This window comes from Candidatus Contubernalis alkalaceticus, assembly GCF_022558445.1.
GTDB lineage: Bacteria > Bacillota > Dethiobacteria > SKNC01 > SKNC01 > Contubernalis > Contubernalis alkaliaceticus.
Genome location: NZ_CP054699.1, coordinates 3,056,426 through 3,071,768, shown reverse-complemented (window position 1 = coordinate 3,071,768; position 15,343 = coordinate 3,056,426). Strand labels below are relative to the sequence as shown.

14 protein-coding genes and 1 other annotated feature are annotated in these 15,343 nt (G+C 43.5%); of the genes, 7 read left to right on the top strand and 7 right to left on the bottom strand.

Going from position 1 to position 15,343, the window contains the following annotated elements:
* The first annotated feature begins 105 nt into the window (after positions 1 to 105).
* From yqeK to HUE98_RS15175, 5 genes are all read left to right on the top strand, one after another.
* Positions 106 to 696, top strand: a complete 591-nt coding sequence (gene yqeK / locus HUE98_RS15195) for a bis(5'-nucleosyl)-tetraphosphatase (symmetrical) YqeK (RefSeq protein WP_318036567.1) — start codon at positions 106 to 108, stop codon at positions 694 to 696.
* The gene (locus HUE98_RS15190) at positions 696 to 1,922 is read left to right on the top strand and encodes an LCP family protein (RefSeq protein WP_241421453.1); all 1,227 of its coding nucleotides are present in this window, start codon (positions 696 to 698) and stop codon (positions 1,920 to 1,922) included. Before yqeK ends, HUE98_RS15190 begins: the two co-directional genes overlap by 1 nt.
* A 55-nt stretch (positions 1,923 to 1,977) precedes the next feature.
* Positions 1,978 to 2,367, top strand: coding sequence for a ribosome silencing factor (rsfS, locus tag HUE98_RS15185; protein ID WP_241421452.1), 390 nt, complete (start codon positions 1,978 to 1,980; stop codon positions 2,365 to 2,367).
* Positions 2,368 to 2,382: 15 nt separating this feature from the next.
* Positions 2,383 to 2,652 (top strand) — a binding site (T-box leader).
* 65 nt (positions 2,653 to 2,717) lie between these two features.
* The gene (gene leuS / locus HUE98_RS15180; protein ID WP_241421451.1) at positions 2,718 to 5,207 is read left to right on the top strand and encodes a leucine--tRNA ligase; all 2,490 of its coding nucleotides are present in this window, start codon (positions 2,718 to 2,720) and stop codon (positions 5,205 to 5,207) included.
* Positions 5,208 to 5,464: 257 nt separating this feature from the next.
* Positions 5,465 to 6,400, top strand: a complete 936-nt coding sequence (locus tag HUE98_RS15175; protein WP_407080326.1) for an ATP-binding protein — start codon at positions 5,465 to 5,467, stop codon at positions 6,398 to 6,400.
* A 164-nt stretch (positions 6,401 to 6,564) separates the two neighbouring features.
* Here HUE98_RS15175 and pstA read toward each other — a convergent pair whose 3' ends face one another.
* The 3 genes from pstA to HUE98_RS15160 form a co-directional block, all read right to left on the bottom strand.
* A complete protein-coding gene (gene pstA, locus HUE98_RS15170; protein WP_241421449.1) occupies positions 6,565 to 7,395 on the bottom strand; it encodes a phosphate ABC transporter permease PstA in 831 nt (276 codons plus the stop codon).
* Positions 7,395 to 8,228, bottom strand: a complete 834-nt coding sequence (pstC, locus tag HUE98_RS15165) for a phosphate ABC transporter permease subunit PstC (RefSeq protein WP_241423580.1) — start codon at positions 8,226 to 8,228, stop codon at positions 7,395 to 7,397. The genes pstA and pstC overlap by 1 nt, the downstream gene beginning before the upstream one ends.
* Before the next feature lie 275 nt (positions 8,229 to 8,503).
* On the bottom strand, positions 8,504 to 9,388 hold the full coding sequence (locus tag HUE98_RS15160; RefSeq protein ID WP_241421448.1) for a phosphate ABC transporter substrate-binding protein: 885 nt from the start codon (positions 9,386 to 9,388) through the stop codon (positions 8,504 to 8,506).
* Between the two features lie 327 nt (positions 9,389 to 9,715).
* Between HUE98_RS15160 and HUE98_RS15155 the strand changes: the two genes are divergently transcribed.
* Together HUE98_RS15155 and HUE98_RS15150 are read left to right on the top strand one after the other, a co-directional pair.
* On the top strand, positions 9,716 to 10,336 hold the full coding sequence (locus tag HUE98_RS15155) for a helix-hairpin-helix domain-containing protein (protein WP_241421447.1): 621 nt from the start codon (positions 9,716 to 9,718) through the stop codon (positions 10,334 to 10,336).
* Between the two features lie 157 nt (positions 10,337 to 10,493).
* Positions 10,494 to 10,694, top strand: a complete 201-nt coding sequence (locus tag HUE98_RS15150) for a hypothetical protein (protein WP_241421446.1) — start codon at positions 10,494 to 10,496, stop codon at positions 10,692 to 10,694.
* A 155-nt stretch (positions 10,695 to 10,849) separates the two neighbouring features.
* On the opposite strand, the gene HUE98_RS15145 is transcribed toward HUE98_RS15150, so the two are convergent.
* The 4 genes from HUE98_RS15145 to HUE98_RS15130 are packed head-to-tail and all read right to left on the bottom strand — an operon-like array spanning position 10,850 to position 15,100.
* The gene (locus HUE98_RS15145; RefSeq protein ID WP_241421445.1) at positions 10,850 to 11,062 is read right to left on the bottom strand and encodes a hypothetical protein; all 213 of its coding nucleotides are present in this window, start codon (positions 11,060 to 11,062) and stop codon (positions 10,850 to 10,852) included.
* Positions 11,063 to 11,121: 59 nt separating this feature from the next.
* Positions 11,122 to 12,339: a Ger(x)C family spore germination protein gene (locus HUE98_RS15140; RefSeq protein WP_241421444.1), complete on the bottom strand. Its 1,218-nt coding sequence runs from the start codon at positions 12,337 to 12,339 to the stop codon at positions 11,122 to 11,124.
* Positions 12,314 to 13,435 (bottom strand): GerAB/ArcD/ProY family transporter, encoded by a 1,122-nt coding sequence (locus HUE98_RS15135; protein ID WP_241421443.1) that lies wholly within the window; start codon positions 13,433 to 13,435, stop codon positions 12,314 to 12,316. The genes HUE98_RS15140 and HUE98_RS15135 overlap by 26 nt, the downstream gene beginning before the upstream one ends.
* A gap of 18 nt (positions 13,436 to 13,453) precedes the next feature.
* Positions 13,454 to 15,100: a spore germination protein gene (locus HUE98_RS15130; RefSeq protein WP_241421442.1), complete on the bottom strand. Its 1,647-nt coding sequence runs from the start codon at positions 15,098 to 15,100 to the stop codon at positions 13,454 to 13,456.
* Between the last annotated feature and the right edge of the window lie 243 nt (positions 15,101 to 15,343).

Here is a 15,343-nt window from a genome sequence, read left to right as displayed (position 1 = left end):
TTTGTTTTTAAGGCAGGGAATACTTCTATGACTGTCGAAGAATAAAATTTTGGAAGATTAATTGGAAATCACAAAGATAATTGGTAATCGCTTGGAAGGTGAAGGATCATTAACTTAAACAGCTGGAAAAAAATTTTAAAAAGAGTACTGGACTCAGAAAGGTTTATTCATTCAATTGGGGTACAAAAAGCTTCTTTAGAATTGGCTCTCCTTTATGGTACGGACCCGGTAAAAGCGGAAACAGCCGGCCTTTTGCACGATTTTGGAAAGCAGTTTAAGACTGGTGAGCTTTTAAAAAAAGCCCGGGAATGGGGAATCCCCGTTCAATTGGTAGAGGAATTGTCTCCGGATTTGCTGCACGGCCCAGTGGGTGCCCAAGTCTTAAAAAGGCAGTTCGGCCTGGCGGATACGGAAGTTATTGAAGCTATAAGTTTTCATACCACCGGAAAAGAACAAATGGGGGATTTATCCCGCATTGTTTTTTTAGCAGACTATATTGAAGAAAATCGTTCTTTTCCAGGAGTCCAAGAAATCAGGGTGTTGTCCAGAAGGGATTTAAGAGAGGCGTTGCTTGAAGCACTAGATGCGACTATACGTTATGTCCTGAATCGGGGGCTTCCCCTTCACCCGTATTCTGTAGATTTTCGTAATGCTATTCTGTGTGAAAAAAGAGACAAGTCCGGAGGAATAGATTAATGCAGAGAAAAAAGACAGTTCGCCTGAAAAAAAAGAAAGTTATTTTTTTGTCGGCAGTACTGCTTTTCATTGCCTTGCTGCTTATTACCGTAAGGATTGTGAGTCTTTTAAACAGTCTACAGATTAAATCCGTGGTTTCGGAAAGCCTGATAGAAACCGGGGATGAGGAATGGGAAAATACCTTACTGGTGGGAGTAGATACTGGAGAGAACGGAAAAAAATACATAGATCAGCTGGTGGTGGTGAGTTTTAATCCTTCTGAGAAGAGGGCTTTTATGCTTCATATTCCAGGAGAAACCCAGGTGTACTTGAGGGACTATGGTGGTGAAAAGGTGGAGAATATTTACGCCTTGGAAAGTGCTTCCAATCAGCTGCCTCTTCTGGTGGAAACAGTAGCGGAACTTTTGTATATGCCAATGCATTACTATTTTGAGATAAATTATTGGGAACTTCCCCAGGCTATTAAGTCGGTGAAAAATATCACGGTAGATGTGAAAGAAACCTTAACCAATAACCAGAGAATTGTTTTTCCCCGGGGAGAATATCTTTTGGAAGAGCAGGTAGTATACCAGTATTTTACCTTTGAGTTAGAGGGGGAGCATGCCCTGGACCGTTTGGAAAGACAGCGTATCTTTATGGCTGCTCTGGGGGAGAAAGTGATGGGGAAAAACTTGATTACAGGACTGCCGGGGTCTATCAGCAGACTGTCTCCTTTGGTCAGCACCAATATGGCATGGAGAGAATTGTTACAGTACTATAATCATATCAAGGACATGTCTTATAAGGGACAGGTTTCCGCTGAAATTATTCCGGGCTGGTGGGAGGAAATAGATGAAGTTACTTACTGGGTGGTGGACAGGGAAGAGACCCGAGGCCTGATTAACGATTTAACCGGCGGGGAGATGCTAAGTCTTGAATCCGGGATTACCTTGGAGGTTTTAAACGGTAAGGGAGTAGGAGGAACTGCCAACCGGGTTTCCAGGGCCCTGAGTGGACTGGGTTATGAAGTGGTCAGGGTAGCCAACGCGGATCATTTTAACTATACCTCTACACAGATAATAAGCCGTATTGAAGACCTGGAAACGGCCGAAATCGCCGAAACCCTGGCAGAACTGTTTGAGGGTTCTGAAGTGGAACAGGAGATTATTGAAGGCCATAATGCACAGATTACTATTATTATTGGACATAATTTTGATGAAAAGCGGTTAACAGAAAGGCTGCAATAAGGTATAATAGGGATTAATGAAGGTTATACTAATATAAAGGTTAAGGAGGGGTTTTGTGAGCCAAACGGCGAAAGATTTAGCTCTGAAAGCCGTTAACCTGTTGGAGGAAAAGAAAGCCGCAGATGTGGTAATATGCGATATTAGAAAGATTTCATTAATTGCTGATTATTTTATTATCTGCAGCGGTCAAACGGCTGTTCAAGTTAAAGCCATTGCCGATTTTTTGGTTGATAAACTGGACGAGCATAATTATGTTCTTATGAGGCAGGAAGGGTACCGAGAAGGATTATGGGTCTTATTAGACTTTGGTGAAGTGGTTATTCATATCTTCCAGCCGGAGGTAAGGAGTTTTTATAATCTCGAACGTTTGTGGAAAAATAGCTCCCAGATTTATCCCGAAAGTAACAGTTCCTTAACTTCCATGGGTTTTTCGGAAAAGGAATAATATATTTAATATTTTTAACATGCTTTGAAGAGGAGTAGTAAGCTTTTAACCAGGATTCAAAAGAGAACCGGCGGCAGGTGAAAAGCCGGTAGTCTTGGTCAGCTGAACTCGCCTCGGAGCATCTCCGGGGAAGGCCTTTTTATAAAAGGTTGATATTCGGAGACGGCTGGCAGCGTTATTTTGCTTTTTAAAAGGGAACGCAGGACATTTGAATGACATTTTATTTTTAAAGTCCAGCAGCGTTAATTCGGGTGGTACCGCGGGAAAAATTCTCTCGTCCCAACAGACGGGAGTTTTTTGTGTGTCAAGTGCCAAGAAGTTAGAAAACATTATGGCAGGAGGAAAAATTTATGACCAGCAGAGAATATAACCCTAAAGAAATTGAGCCTAAGTGGCATGATATTTGGAAAAAGACTAATTTTTATCAGACCGGGGATGAGCCGGGAAAAGAAAAGTATTACGTTTTGGAGATGTTCCCCTATCCTTCAGGGAAACTTCATATGGGCCATATGAGGGTTTATTCCATTGGGGATGTCCTGGCCCGGTATTTTAAAATGAAAGGGTACAATGTCCTTCACCCTATGGGTTGGGATGCTTTTGGGCTGCCGGCGGAAAATGCAGCCATTCAGAATAATGTGCATCCCTCCCAGTGGACAGACCAGAACATTGCCTATATGAAAAAACAGCAGGAATCTTTGGGGTTAAGTTATGACTGGAACCGGGAGGTTACCACCTGCTATCCTGATTATTATCGATGGACTCAATGGCTGTTCTTAAAACTGTATGAAATGGGCCTGGCCTATAAGAAAAAGGCTGCGGTAAACTGGTGTGCCCAGTGTGAGACTGTACTGGCCAATGAACAGGTAGAAGACGGCTCTTGTTGGCGCTGTGGCACCGATGTTGCCACAAAGGACTTGGAACAGTGGTTTTTTAAGATTACCAGTTATGCTGACCGTCTCTTAGAAGATTTGAAAGAACTGGAGAACTGGCCGGAGAGGGTCAAAATTATGCAGAGAAACTGGATTGGGCGTAGTGAAGGAGCAGAGGTGGATTTCCCGGTGAAAGATTCTCCGCAGGTAATTCAAGTGTTCACCACCAGGCCTGATACCCTTTATGGGGTGACTTACATGGTGCTGGCCCCGGAACATCCGCTGGTCAGCCAGATTACTGCCGGAACTCCTCATGAAGAAGAGGTCCAGGCCTTTGTTGAAAAGATGAGGAAAGTAAGTGAAATTGAGAGGACTTCGGGAGATACAGAAAAACTGGGGGTTTTTACCGGTGCTTACTGTATTAATCCTTTAAACGGAGAAGAAGTCCCTATACTGGTAGGCAATTATGTGTTGATGGGTTACGGCACCGGTGCCATCATGGCTGTGCCTGCTCATGACCAGAGGGATTTTCTGTTTGCAAAAAAATATAATTTATCTATACGGCAGGTTATTAAACCAAAGGACAGCCAATTAACTTTGGAAAGTATGACCGAAGCCTTTGAAGAGCCTGGGATAATGGTCAATTCTGCTCATTTTGACGGGATGGAATCTAAAGACTGTATTAAGAAAATCACCTCTTATTTAGAGGAGAAAAACTGGGGGAGAGCTCATATAAACTATAGGCTCAGGGATTGGCTGGTTTCCCGTCAGCGTTATTGGGGAGCCCCTATTCCCATTCTTTACTGTGAACGCTGCGGCACAATACCTGTCCCTCTTGAGCAGCTGCCGGTAATCCTGCCTTTAGATATACATTTTGAGAACAAGTCCCAGTCACCTCTGGCGGAATCGGAGAGTTTCATGAAGGCGGTCTGCCCACAGTGCGGCGGGGAAGCCCGGAGAGAAACAGATACTATGGATACCTTCGTTTGTTCCTCCTGGTATTTCCTCCGATATACCAGTCCCACAAGCGAAGACCTTCCCTTTGATAAAGAACCAGGGGATTACTGGATGCCTGTAGACCAGTATATTGGTGGAATTGAGCATGCCATCCTGCACCTGATGTATGCCCGTTTCTTTACCAAGGTGCTGTATGATGCCGGCCTGGTGGGGGCCACAGAGCCTTTTTCCCGGCTGTTGGCTCAAGGGATGGTCTATAAAGATGGGGCCAAAATGGCCAAGTCCAAGGGGAACGTGGTGTCTCCCAATGAGATTATTGACAAGTACGGGGCGGATACCGGTAGACTGTTTATTTTGTTTGCCGCTCCTCCAGAAAAGGATCTGGACTGGAACGACCAGGGAGTAGAGGGTTCTTTCCGCTTTTTGCGTCGAGTTTGGAGACTGGTTAATGAAAACCAGAACCTGGTTTTTTCTGGTGACACTACTATAAATCTCATGAGACTGAGCAGCATGGAGCAGGAGCTGTATCAAACTCTGCACTCCACCATAAAGAAGGTTACCGAGGATGTAGGTCAGAGATTTAATTTTAATACGGCTATCAGCTCTATCATGGAATTGGTAAACGCCCTTTATCTTTATTTGGATAAATCAAAAGAGTCAGAGGTCAATCGTTACCTGTTTACTTCAGCGGTAAAAAACCTAATCACTCTTCTGGCTCCCTTTGCACCTCACATCTGCGAAGAATTGTGGATTGTCATAGGGGAAGAGGGAAGTGTCCATCTTCAAAGCTGGCCGGAATATGAGAAGGAGGCCCTCCAGGTAGCGGAGGTGGAAATTGTGGTGCAAATAAACGGAAAGGTCAGGGATAAAATTAAAATTTCCGTAGACTGTAGTAAAGAAGAAATGATCAGCACAGCCATGGAACTTCCTCGAATTCAGGGTTACCTGGAGGGGAAAAGTATTGTGAAAGAAATTGCAGTTCCAAAGAAGCTGGTAAATCTGGTGGTTAAGTGAACCTGGTGAGGACAAAAAAATCTTGAAAAAGAAGGTTATCATAAAAATAAAAAACCGGAAAAATCCGGTTTTTTATTTTTAAAAACTTATTTGAGTATTGACAGGAGAATGAAATTCTTATAATATATTACTAAGTTACTAAGTAATATAAAGTTCTTTTAAATTAACTTTTCTTTTTTAACGGGGACTAAAAAACTAGTCAGTTAAAGCAGGTTCATCATTAAAGTATAAAAAGGAGGAAAATAATTGTGGGAAAGCTGATAAAAAGGGATATTATTAAAATTAATGAAGATTTATGCGATGGGTGTGGAATATGTGTGCCCTCTTGTGCAGAAGGTGCTATTAAAATTATTGACGGTAAGGCTAAATTAGTGAGTGAGATTTATTGTGACGGACTGGGAGCCTGTTTGGGAGATTGTCCACAGGGAGCCATAAGTATTGAGGAGCGGGAAGCACAGCCCTTTGATGAAGCGGCGGTAGAAGAATATTTAAAATCGTTAGCACCAGAAGAAAAAGAGGAGAAAGAAATTTCCTGCCTTTCCGAATCAGCCTGTGCCTGTCACTTAGAGGGGAAGGAAGTCTCTGAAATTCCTCAAGAGGAATCCCAGGGAAACTGTGCCTGTCATCAGGCCGGGGAAAATCAAGCTAATGCGGAAATGCTGCAGGCAGCCTTCAGCCCGGAAAATTCTTCTCATCATGAAGCGGGGGCTTCCCATGACCATGAAGATGATGGTGGTTGTCCGGCTTGTGCGGCCTTAAGCGGAGAGATTCATCGGGAAAATAAGGGGAAAGAAGTTATGGAGACTGTCGGGGAAGGGCCTACTATTGAATCGGAGCTTACCCATTGGCCGGTGAAGTTGAAACTGGTATCTCCGGAAGCTTCATTTCTAAAGAAGCCCCATCTATTAGTGGCGGCGGATTGTGTCCCCTTTACTTATGCTGATTTTCACCGCCGTTTTTTACGGGATAAACCGCTGGTAATTGGCTGCCCTAAATTGGATGATGCTTCATATTATATGAAAAAGCTTGTGCAGATTTTTAAGAATTATGATTATAAGAAAGTGACAGTAGTAAATATTGGTATTCCCTGCTGTTCAGGGCTCCAGGGTTTGGTGGAAAAAGCCTTGTTGGAGGCGGGATCCAAAGCTGAGTTAGATAATGTTGTAATAGGCATTGAGGGGAATATAAAATAATAGTTACCTTAGTTTCCCAGGCCCAAATGAGCAGGAGATCAGTTCCGGGGTAGGAAATAATGCTAATCAGGCAGTGGGAAGGCGGCAAAATGAAAGGAAAAGGGAACCGCAAAAGTATTTATCACGGCTTTTCCGGTTCCTTATATGGTAATAATAGTGCATGCTCAGCTTACCTTGGCTCTTTGTCGGTTGGTTATGAAGTTAGCTGTAAGGTTAATTATAATGATAGCTATTATTAAGACAGAGCCTGTGGCATACGCTTTTTCCATGGAAATACCTTCTACTGCCAGGATATAAAGGTGAACTGACATGGAGCGTCCCGGATCAAAAAGCGATGCCGGAATGCCCAGGGCGCTTCCAGCGGTCAGTATTAATGCGGCAGATTCTCCAACAGCTCTTCCGATACTAAGAATAATACCGGTAATAATGCCGGGCAGGGCAGAGGGAATTACTACTCCTACTATGGTCTGCCATTTGGTGGCCCCCAGGGCCAGGCTTCCCTCCCTGAAAGGGTTAGGCACAGCAATAATAGCCTCTTCGGCGGTGCGGACCATGGTTGGCAAAATCATCAAAGCCAGGGTAAGTCCACCGGAAAGGATTGACCAACCTAATTTTAAAAATATAACAAAGAAGGCAAAGCCAAATATTCCAAAAATTATAGAGGGGATACCCGCCAGGGATTCTGTAGTAAAGCGTATTAGCTTTAACAGTGTCCCTTTTTTCTTATATTCTGTAAGAAAAATAGCCGAGCCTATTCCTATGGGAGTGGCTATTAGCAGGGAAAAGATAATTAAATAGATTGTGGAGATGATGGAGGAGAATATACCTCCTTCTCTTCCCATGCGCCGGGGACTTTCCAGCAGAAATTCCAAATTAATAAACTGCAGGCCGTTTTTTAATATATTGCCGATGATGGCCAGCAGGATAAACACAGTAAAGAAGGCCATGAGCCAGAGAAGGGTTTTACATATTTTTTCTTCAAGTTTAGGGTTCATCAGGCTTCACCTTCCTTTTTAAATTTAAGATTAACCAGAATGTTGAGTATCATGATAAAGACAAAAAGCACGACACCGGTGGCAAACAAGGCCTGTTGGTGATCACCGTAGGCGTAACCGATTTCAATGACTACGTTTCCGGTCAAAGTTCTAACAGGATCCAGGAAAGAATCGGGCATGGCAGCGACGTTACCAGTAACCATTATGATGGCCATGGTTTCCCCGATAGCTCTTCCCATGCCCAGGACTATGCCGGTAATTACTCCGGGTCTGGCGCAGGGAAGTATGACATGTTTTATGGTCTGCCAGTGGGTAGAACCCAGAGCGAGAGATCCTTCTTTATATTCATTGGGGACTGAAAGAATAGCGTCTTCGGAAATATTGACAATGGTGGGAAGAATCATAATGGCTAGAATAATAGAACCAGCCAGGGCGCTGAAACCGCTGCCTCCAAAATAATTTCGCATCAGGGGGACCAGGATGATAAGGCCCCAAAAACCGTAAACTACCGAGGGAATGCCCGCCAATAACTGAATGGCCGGCCGTAGAAACCGTGTAATAAATTTTGGAGCAAATTCAGCCAGGAATATAGCGCCTCCGATTCCCAGGGGAACTGCCAGAGCCAGGGCTCCAAAGGTAACCATAATTGAACCGGCAATCATGGGGAAAATGCCGAAAATTCCCTGCATGGGAGCCCAGGTGCTGTTAAAAATAAAATCCTTAATGCCAATTTTAAAAATTAATGGCAGCCCGCTGTAAAAGACAAAAATAGTGATGGTGGAAACAGCCACAATTGAAGTTATAGCGCAGATAAACAGGAGCTTTTCCACCATATTTTCATACAGCTTTCGGTTGAAAAATGATTTGTAATCAAATTTTTCCTTTAAATTAAACAGACCGGTTTTATACCTGGGGGAAACTTCTATCTGGAAGTTGTTTTTATGCATTATCATCATCCTTTAAAATTTGTCTTTGTTTGCATTTGATCATAAGATAAAACAAAAAAACGTCAAAGATATAATTAAAAAAAAGAATGGGGAGGGAGCAGTTTTTTTTTAAAAAAACTGCTCCTTTAAAGATGCTGCCTTGTTTTTAGCTAGAGGATAAATTATTTTACTGCAACCAGCCCTTCTTCATTGCACAACTCTTGGCCTTCGGCACTCAGTATAAAGTCTATAAAAGCTTTAACCAGACCCTCAGGTTCTCCTTTGGTCAGGTAGAGGAAAGGCCTTGCCACTTTGTAGCTTCCACTTAAGATATTTTCTTTAGTAACTTCAATCCCGTCTACTTTAACTGTCTTAACATCATTATTTAAAGCTGCCAGGGAGATATATCCGATAGCATTAGGGTCACCGGCCACCGTAGTGCTTATGGCACCGGTTGAACTTTGGACAATAGCTTTGCTGCTGATGGGGTTATCGCTGCCCATTACAATTTCTTCAAAGGCTCCGCGGGTTCCTGAACCCTCTTCCCGGGTTACCGCAATGATGTCAACATTTTCTCCACCCACTTCACTCCAATTTGAAATGCTGCCGGCAAAAATGTCCCGCACCTGTTCCATGCTTAGGGTGTCGACATTGTTGGAGGGGTGAACTACAACAGCAATTCCATCCTTGGCAATTACGATTTCATTTAAGTGTTTTTCTTCATCCTTAAGATCCCTGGAAGATGCTCCAATATCAGCCGCTCCCTCATCTGCAGCTTTAACACCGGCGCTGGAACCTCCCCCCTGAACGTTTATTCTTACGTCAGGGTATAAATCCATAAATTCTTCTGCCAGAACTTCAGAAATAGGCTGAACTGAAGTTGAACCGGCGATGGTGATTGTACCGCTCAATTGGGTGGGTTCCTCTTCAGCAGGGGTATTGTCAGCAGATTCATCAGTTGTGGTGTCGGAGGATGAATCCGATTCGTCACAACCAACCATGGAAAACACTAAGAGCGTTAAGATGGTAACTAAAGATAGTAACTTTATGACTTTCTTAAAATTCATAAACTTTTTTCCTCCCTTAATATTAAATTATATTTTTTTAAGGCCTGGCCAAGTTAAATATAACATGTTAGTGTAAATCTAAATTCTAGGGTGTGTAAAGTTATTGTAAAGATATCCTTTAATGTTAATCCCATATATCAAGCAGATTGTTTTATCTTAAATTACTGATAAATTAGGAGTGTGAAAATTTAAATTAGAGGTGTGATATTGACAGTGGATTAAAATGTTATAATATGATTTTTTTTGTTTTAAAAAAAAGAGGGAATTAAAAACATCGTGGGGAATAAATGGAATAAATATATTTTTTTGTAAGGTGGTGTTCTGGTTTTGAAAAATTTTCGGTGGAGAGAAAATGCAGCGGTGATTTTATTAGTTTTGTTGATTATTGCTGGTTTGGGTTACAGGTTAATAGTGGGCCGGCAGGCGGGAAGGGGCGGCCAATTTACGTTAGAGACCTCAGGAAACCAATATGCTGAAGGGAAAAGAACTGACGAGAGCTTCCAGGAGGAACAATTTGTGGAAGAGTCAAAGGAGCCTGTTATAATTCATGTTGTTGGAGCGGTAAGAAATCCAGGAGTGTATACTCTTCAGGAGGGGGATAGGGTATTAGAAGCGGTAAAAAAAGCAGGGGGTTTTTTAGAGGATGCTTATGGGGATGCGGTTAACCTGGCGGCCAGGGTCTATGACGGGCAGCAAATTTATATTCCTCGGGAGGGGGAGGAGGCCTCCCTGTCTGTCTATCAGGAAACTCAATCACAAAAGATTAATATTAACACGGCCTCTCAAGTTGACCTGGAAACCCTGCCTGGAATTGGCCCTGCCAAGGCCGGAGCCATAGTCCAGGACCGGGAGAAAAATGGCCCTTTTAAATCGGTGGAAGACCTTACCAGGGTCACAGGGATTGGGGAAAAGACGCTGGAAGGGATGAGGGATAGTATAACAATTTAATTTGTAAGTGCCATTTTGTGTATCAGATAATTGTAGTTTTTTAAAAATTAATGTTTAAATCTTACTATTAGTGGGAAAATATAATGTTTGTATTATGTCATGTTTATAGAAAAACAAAAATATATTAGAAAATTTTTATTTGCTATAGGAGGTTACCATGGAACAGCAGCAGATGGTTCAAGAAATTGTAGACTTTGTTACTCGAAACAGTCATTCTCATGCCAGCCGTATTGTATGTCAGACAGCTCTAGGGGATTATCATGCTCAGTTGAATCTGCAATCTAGAGAGGAACTGTTGAAAAATTTACAACAAATTGGTTATGATGACCTGGAATATTGTTACTATTTAATAAAGTAATTTTTTACTTAGTATTGTAATCACATATAACTCTCCATCATTAAAAAGCTCGCCAAAATATAAGTGAGCTTTAAATTTCAATGATTTAATAATACACAATATTCTATTAGAAAAGTATGGAAAAAAAACTGTACATTATCATTATACTACCCATATTATTTTAAAGGACTCAGTGGCTTAAAAATACTTTCAATAATGTCCGTAGGGTTGATAACTTCTACCCCTAGAACCAGGGCCAAAGCCAGGGAGAAGCTTATAAACATGAAAAGGGAATGCACGGCTATTTCCTTCCACATTTTTTTTTGGTACAGGGGAATTACATCAATGCTGCCCAAGAAAAGGAAGAGCAGCACTACCAGTACAGCCATGGGTTGGGCTCCTTTCATTATTCAATATTATTGTAAACTTTAATAGATTTGTAACAGCGTTATTCCTGTATTATGGGGGGTGAGATAAGCCCCGTCCTTCTTATTTCTGCGCTTACCCTTACCTCTATTTCCACTTCAGGAAGCAATTCCCGCCAGTTTTCCTCAATTTCTTTCCATTTCTTCTGGTCTTTACGCCGGAAGGACGCACCGAATGCGAAAAAATCAGACTTGAATTCTTTGGATTTCGTAACGGCCATCAGTATCTCCTGTTTAATCTGATTGGCCAGTGTCTTTTCCAGTTCTTCAATCACTTTAGGGTCGGTAATATCCTGTTTAATATTAGCGGCTGCAATATCTCCCTCTGTTTCAACCTGAATGCTCATTTTTAAGCAATTTTCTGTAAACTCCGGTTCCAGTTTACTGATGCTTCGGGTTATATATACCGTAACCTGTCCCCCGTTGGATTGTCTGGGGATCAGGTTAGCCCTGTTTACTTCCCCTCGAACCCAGAGGAGCCCTTTGGTCTCGGGAACATTCAAGTAGCCTGCCAGTTTATCCTCAGAGAAAACGGCTGTGCCCTGGACGGAGATAAATTTTTTGTTTCTTTCACTACTACCTATAAATTCTTCATCCGGAGCAGGGTTTTTCTCCCGTACTTCTATTACCGGGGCATAGGCATCGGCGCCGGGCCGGTTTAAAGCATTTAAAAAATCTTTTAAGTCCATCGTGGGAGCAGCAGAGAGGTTCTGTTGGTTCTCCAACAAACCTTTTATTTCCTGGGATAATATGTTTTCCAACTGCGGTTCGGCTCTTATTACTTCCCCTGCTGTACACTTAGTAACTAGTAGAGGGTGAATGAGACGGTGTTCCCTTTCCCGTACAATAAAATCAACTAATTCACCTATTCCCCGACGGGCCAGCTCTTCTCCTACTACCATGGCCTGCATATGGGATTCAAAAAGACGGCGGGGGTCTTTGACAGCTATATTGCGGGAGGCCTCAAATATGGTTTTTCCAGTGGATTGGGCAACCCATACTGGACCCATAAAGAGCTGTCCCACCCCTCCCTCTGTTCCTCCCCCCAACTGTCCGGGGCGGGCTATGAGGGAGGTGTAGACTATCTGGTTTTTTTCCGGACAGTAGTCTATTCCCGCTACCATGGCCAGGGAAAGTTTGTCAATTTCCTGACGGTCCCAGCAGCCTAAATTGAAAAAGAGCAGGAAGAGCATAAGGATCCCGGCCGCTGTTTTTTTAAGAACTTTTCTGGGATGAAGCATTGTTTATCCCTCCTTTTCTTCGGATTAAAGCGGTAAGTAACAGCAGGGCCGGGATTCCCACTTCAAAGGTGCTCAGGGCATACACAGGAAAGGTCATGCTTAAGAAATCCACCAGGTCCACCACTCCTTCAAACAGGTGTATGGAGAGGATTACGTTCAGGATTCCCAGGGGCAGGGCCAGGGGGCGGTAGTCCTTCAGGTTAAACCACTGGGCCGCAGCCATAACGGTAACGTAATGAAAGAGGGAAACCTTTATGAATACTCCGCCTACCCAGATCACCATGACCAGGGTTTCAATTCTCTCAAAAAATTCAGCCAGACTGATTAAACGTGCTACTTCAATAATAGGAAATTTGAAATGGCTTATGAGTTCCGGACCGAAAATGCCAATGGTAATTATAGCTCCAGCAAGCAGGAAAGCGCCGGTAATCAGTTGGGCTCCCACGGCAGCCCGGTATACTCTCTGGGGTTGAGTTATAAAGGGGAAGATCATTCCCAGGGTAATAATTTCACCGAACCAGCTGGTAGGGGTATATGCTCCCCGTAGAGCGGGTATGATGCCTTCTTCCAGGGCGGGCTGCAGGTTTTCTAAATTCACTTCAAATAAAGAAATAGAAATAATTGTGATTAGAATAAAGGAATTCAGTATGAATAACCATTCGTTCATTCTGCCTATTGGTTCCAGGCCGTTTTTAACCGCCATGACTGCCAGGATGACGATCATGGCGTTAAAGACCAGCAGGGGAGTCCTGGGCATGAAGGCAGCCACCATGAAGTCGCCGAATTCCCTAACAATGATGGCATTGGTGCTCAGAAAGAACCAGATGTAGCCCAGGCCGATTATTTTACCGATAAATTTTCCCATGATGTCTTCACTGTACTGTATCAGGGTTTGTTCCGGGAAACGGCGCATAAGGGTAACCACCAGCAGGGCAATCAGTACTCCATTGGTTGTGGCAATAATTGTGGAAATCCACGCATCCTGCAGAGCCTGTCGGGTAGAAATAGCCGGCAGAAAGAGGATGGCGGTAGCCAGGACGGTGGTTACCATGAGCAGGGTTGCCTGCCGGATTGAAATTTTTCCTTCTTCCAGCATATGATTTTCTCCTTTATTTTAAGGATTATCCTTTTTTTCGCCGCTTTTGTCAGATTGTGGTGGTCGGGGCATAAGGTTTTCCTCCTGCCTCAACGGGTCCAGGGATCGAACATAGCGGGGCCGACGGTTCATAGCCCAGAAAGGGGGGCGCATAAAAATATCTTTTAAATCCCGGGGCATCAGGGGAGCCAGCGGGGCCATGTAGGGAACTCCAAAGGAGCGCAGAGAAGTTATATGTATTAAAATGACCAGCAGTCCAAACATCACTCCGAACAATCCCAGGGTAGCCGCCAACAGCATCAGGGGAAAGCGCATCTGCCGTAAGGATAAGGCTACCGCAAAGCCAGGGATAGAAAAGGTGGAAATGGCGGTCAGGGCCACCACGATTACCATGGCTGGGGAGACGATACCGGCCCGGATGGCGGCGTCCCCCAGCACTAAAGCACCTACAATGCTGACGGCAGTACCGATGGAGGCCGGCAGGCGCAGCCCGGCCTCCCGCAGGAGTTCAAAGGTAACTTCCATAATCAAGGCCTCCACCAATGCGGGAAAGGGCACCCCCTCCCGGGCCCCAGCCAGGCTTACTAAAAGTGGTGTGGGAATTAGTTCCTGGTGAAAGGTGGTTATAGCAACATAAATGGCCGGGAATAGCAGGGCGACATTAAAGGCAAACACCCGAAGCCAGCGGATTAAGGCTGCTCCAAACCAGGGGCGTTGGTAGTAGTCGTCTGCCGCCTGCAGGTGTTCAAAAAAAGTGGTGGGAAGAATCATACTGAAGGGAGTATTTTCAATTAATATAGCCACTCTACCCTCATAAAGCCCTGCAGCCACCACATCGGGACGTTCTGTAACTTTTGCTTGAGGGAAGGGGGAAAAGGGGTTATCCTCTAAAAATTCTTCCATATCGCCGGTGTCCAGGATATGGTCGGTATTGATACGCTCCAGGCGTTGTTTAATTTCCTTGACCAGTTTAGGGTTGGCAAGGTTATTTAGATACGTCACTAATATTGTAGTCTGGGAGATAAGTCCAATATAATAGGAGTCAAACCTCAGGTGGGGTGATTTTATACGCCGCCTGAGTTGAGACATGTTCACTTTTAGAGTCTCGGTGAAGCCTTCCCGGGGCCCCCTGATGGTTGATTCATTTTCCGGTTCTTCTACTCCCCGTCCTTCCCAGGCCCGGGTGCAGACAGCGATAAAGGGAAGGTGGCCGTCAATTAAAATAATGGTGTCGCCTCCCACCAGGTGTGCAAAAAGTTCGGAATTATTTTCCTTTTCCATAACTTCTCCGGCAGAAAGGCGGTTTTCAATGAGCTTTTTAAAAACTTTTTGAGGGGATAATTTCTCTAATGTTTGGATAGACTGTGCTTCAAACATAAGGGGGCGAAGAATATGCTCAAAAACAGTATTTTTATCTACAATACCGTCTAAGTAAATTACAGCCGCCGGTATTTTAGATTCATCCCCAATGACAATTTCCCGGATGACCACATCCAGGCTGCTCCCCATAACTGTTTTTATCATGGCAATGCGCATTGAGAGTTTGGAGGTAGCTGGAATATTGTCAAACTCCGCGGTATTGCTTCCGCTGAGCTGTTTGTTCTCACCGGGTTTTTTAGACTGTGATATAAATATCCGCAGAATCTTTCTAAGCAGAAACCGCATTATATTTATCTCCTTTATAAGGGTAGCTTTACATTATTTATGTATTAAAAAATTATTTACTACATAATACAGATTTATACAACATTTTTCCTCTGTTAACTTCACATTTATTTTCAAAAAGTTTTTAGCATTGCTTTGTTCCCTTTGTAACTTGTTATAAGACTGCTTAAAGTTCAATCTCCGGGTAATACTCTCAAAACTAAACATCCGCTGGAAATGCTAGCGGATGTTTAGTAAAGTACG

Bases quoted from the DNA above. Each gene is read 5' to 3' on its own strand.
- HUE98_RS15190 (WP_241421453.1), top strand. From the start codon at position 696: ATGCAGAGAAAAAAGACAGTTCGCCTGAAAAAAAAGAAAGTTATTTTT.
- leuS (WP_241421451.1), top strand. From the start codon at position 2,718: ATGACCAGCAGAGAATATAACCCTAAAGAAATTGAGCCTAAGTGGCAT.
- pstA (WP_241421449.1), bottom strand. From the start codon at position 7,395: ATGAACCCTAAACTTGAAGAAAAAATATGTAAAACCCTTCTCTGGCTC.
- pstC (WP_241423580.1), bottom strand. From the start codon at position 8,228: ATGGTGGAAAAGCTCCTGTTTATCTGCGCTATAACTTCAATTGTGGCT.
- HUE98_RS15160 (WP_241421448.1), bottom strand. From the start codon at position 9,388: ATGAATTTTAAGAAAGTCATAAAGTTACTATCTTTAGTTACCATCTTA.
- HUE98_RS15150 (WP_241421446.1), top strand. From the start codon at position 10,494: ATGGAACAGCAGCAGATGGTTCAAGAAATTGTAGACTTTGTTACTCGA.
- HUE98_RS15145 (WP_241421445.1), bottom strand. From the start codon at position 11,062: ATGGCTGTACTGGTAGTGCTGCTCTTCCTTTTCTTGGGCAGCATTGAT.
- HUE98_RS15140 (WP_241421444.1), bottom strand. From the start codon at position 12,339: ATGCTTCATCCCAGAAAAGTTCTTAAAAAAACAGCGGCCGGGATCCTT.
- HUE98_RS15135 (WP_241421443.1), bottom strand. From the start codon at position 13,435: ATGCTGGAAGAAGGAAAAATTTCAATCCGGCAGGCAACCCTGCTCATG.
- HUE98_RS15130 (WP_241421442.1), bottom strand. From the start codon at position 15,100: ATGCGGTTTCTGCTTAGAAAGATTCTGCGGATATTTATATCACAGTCT.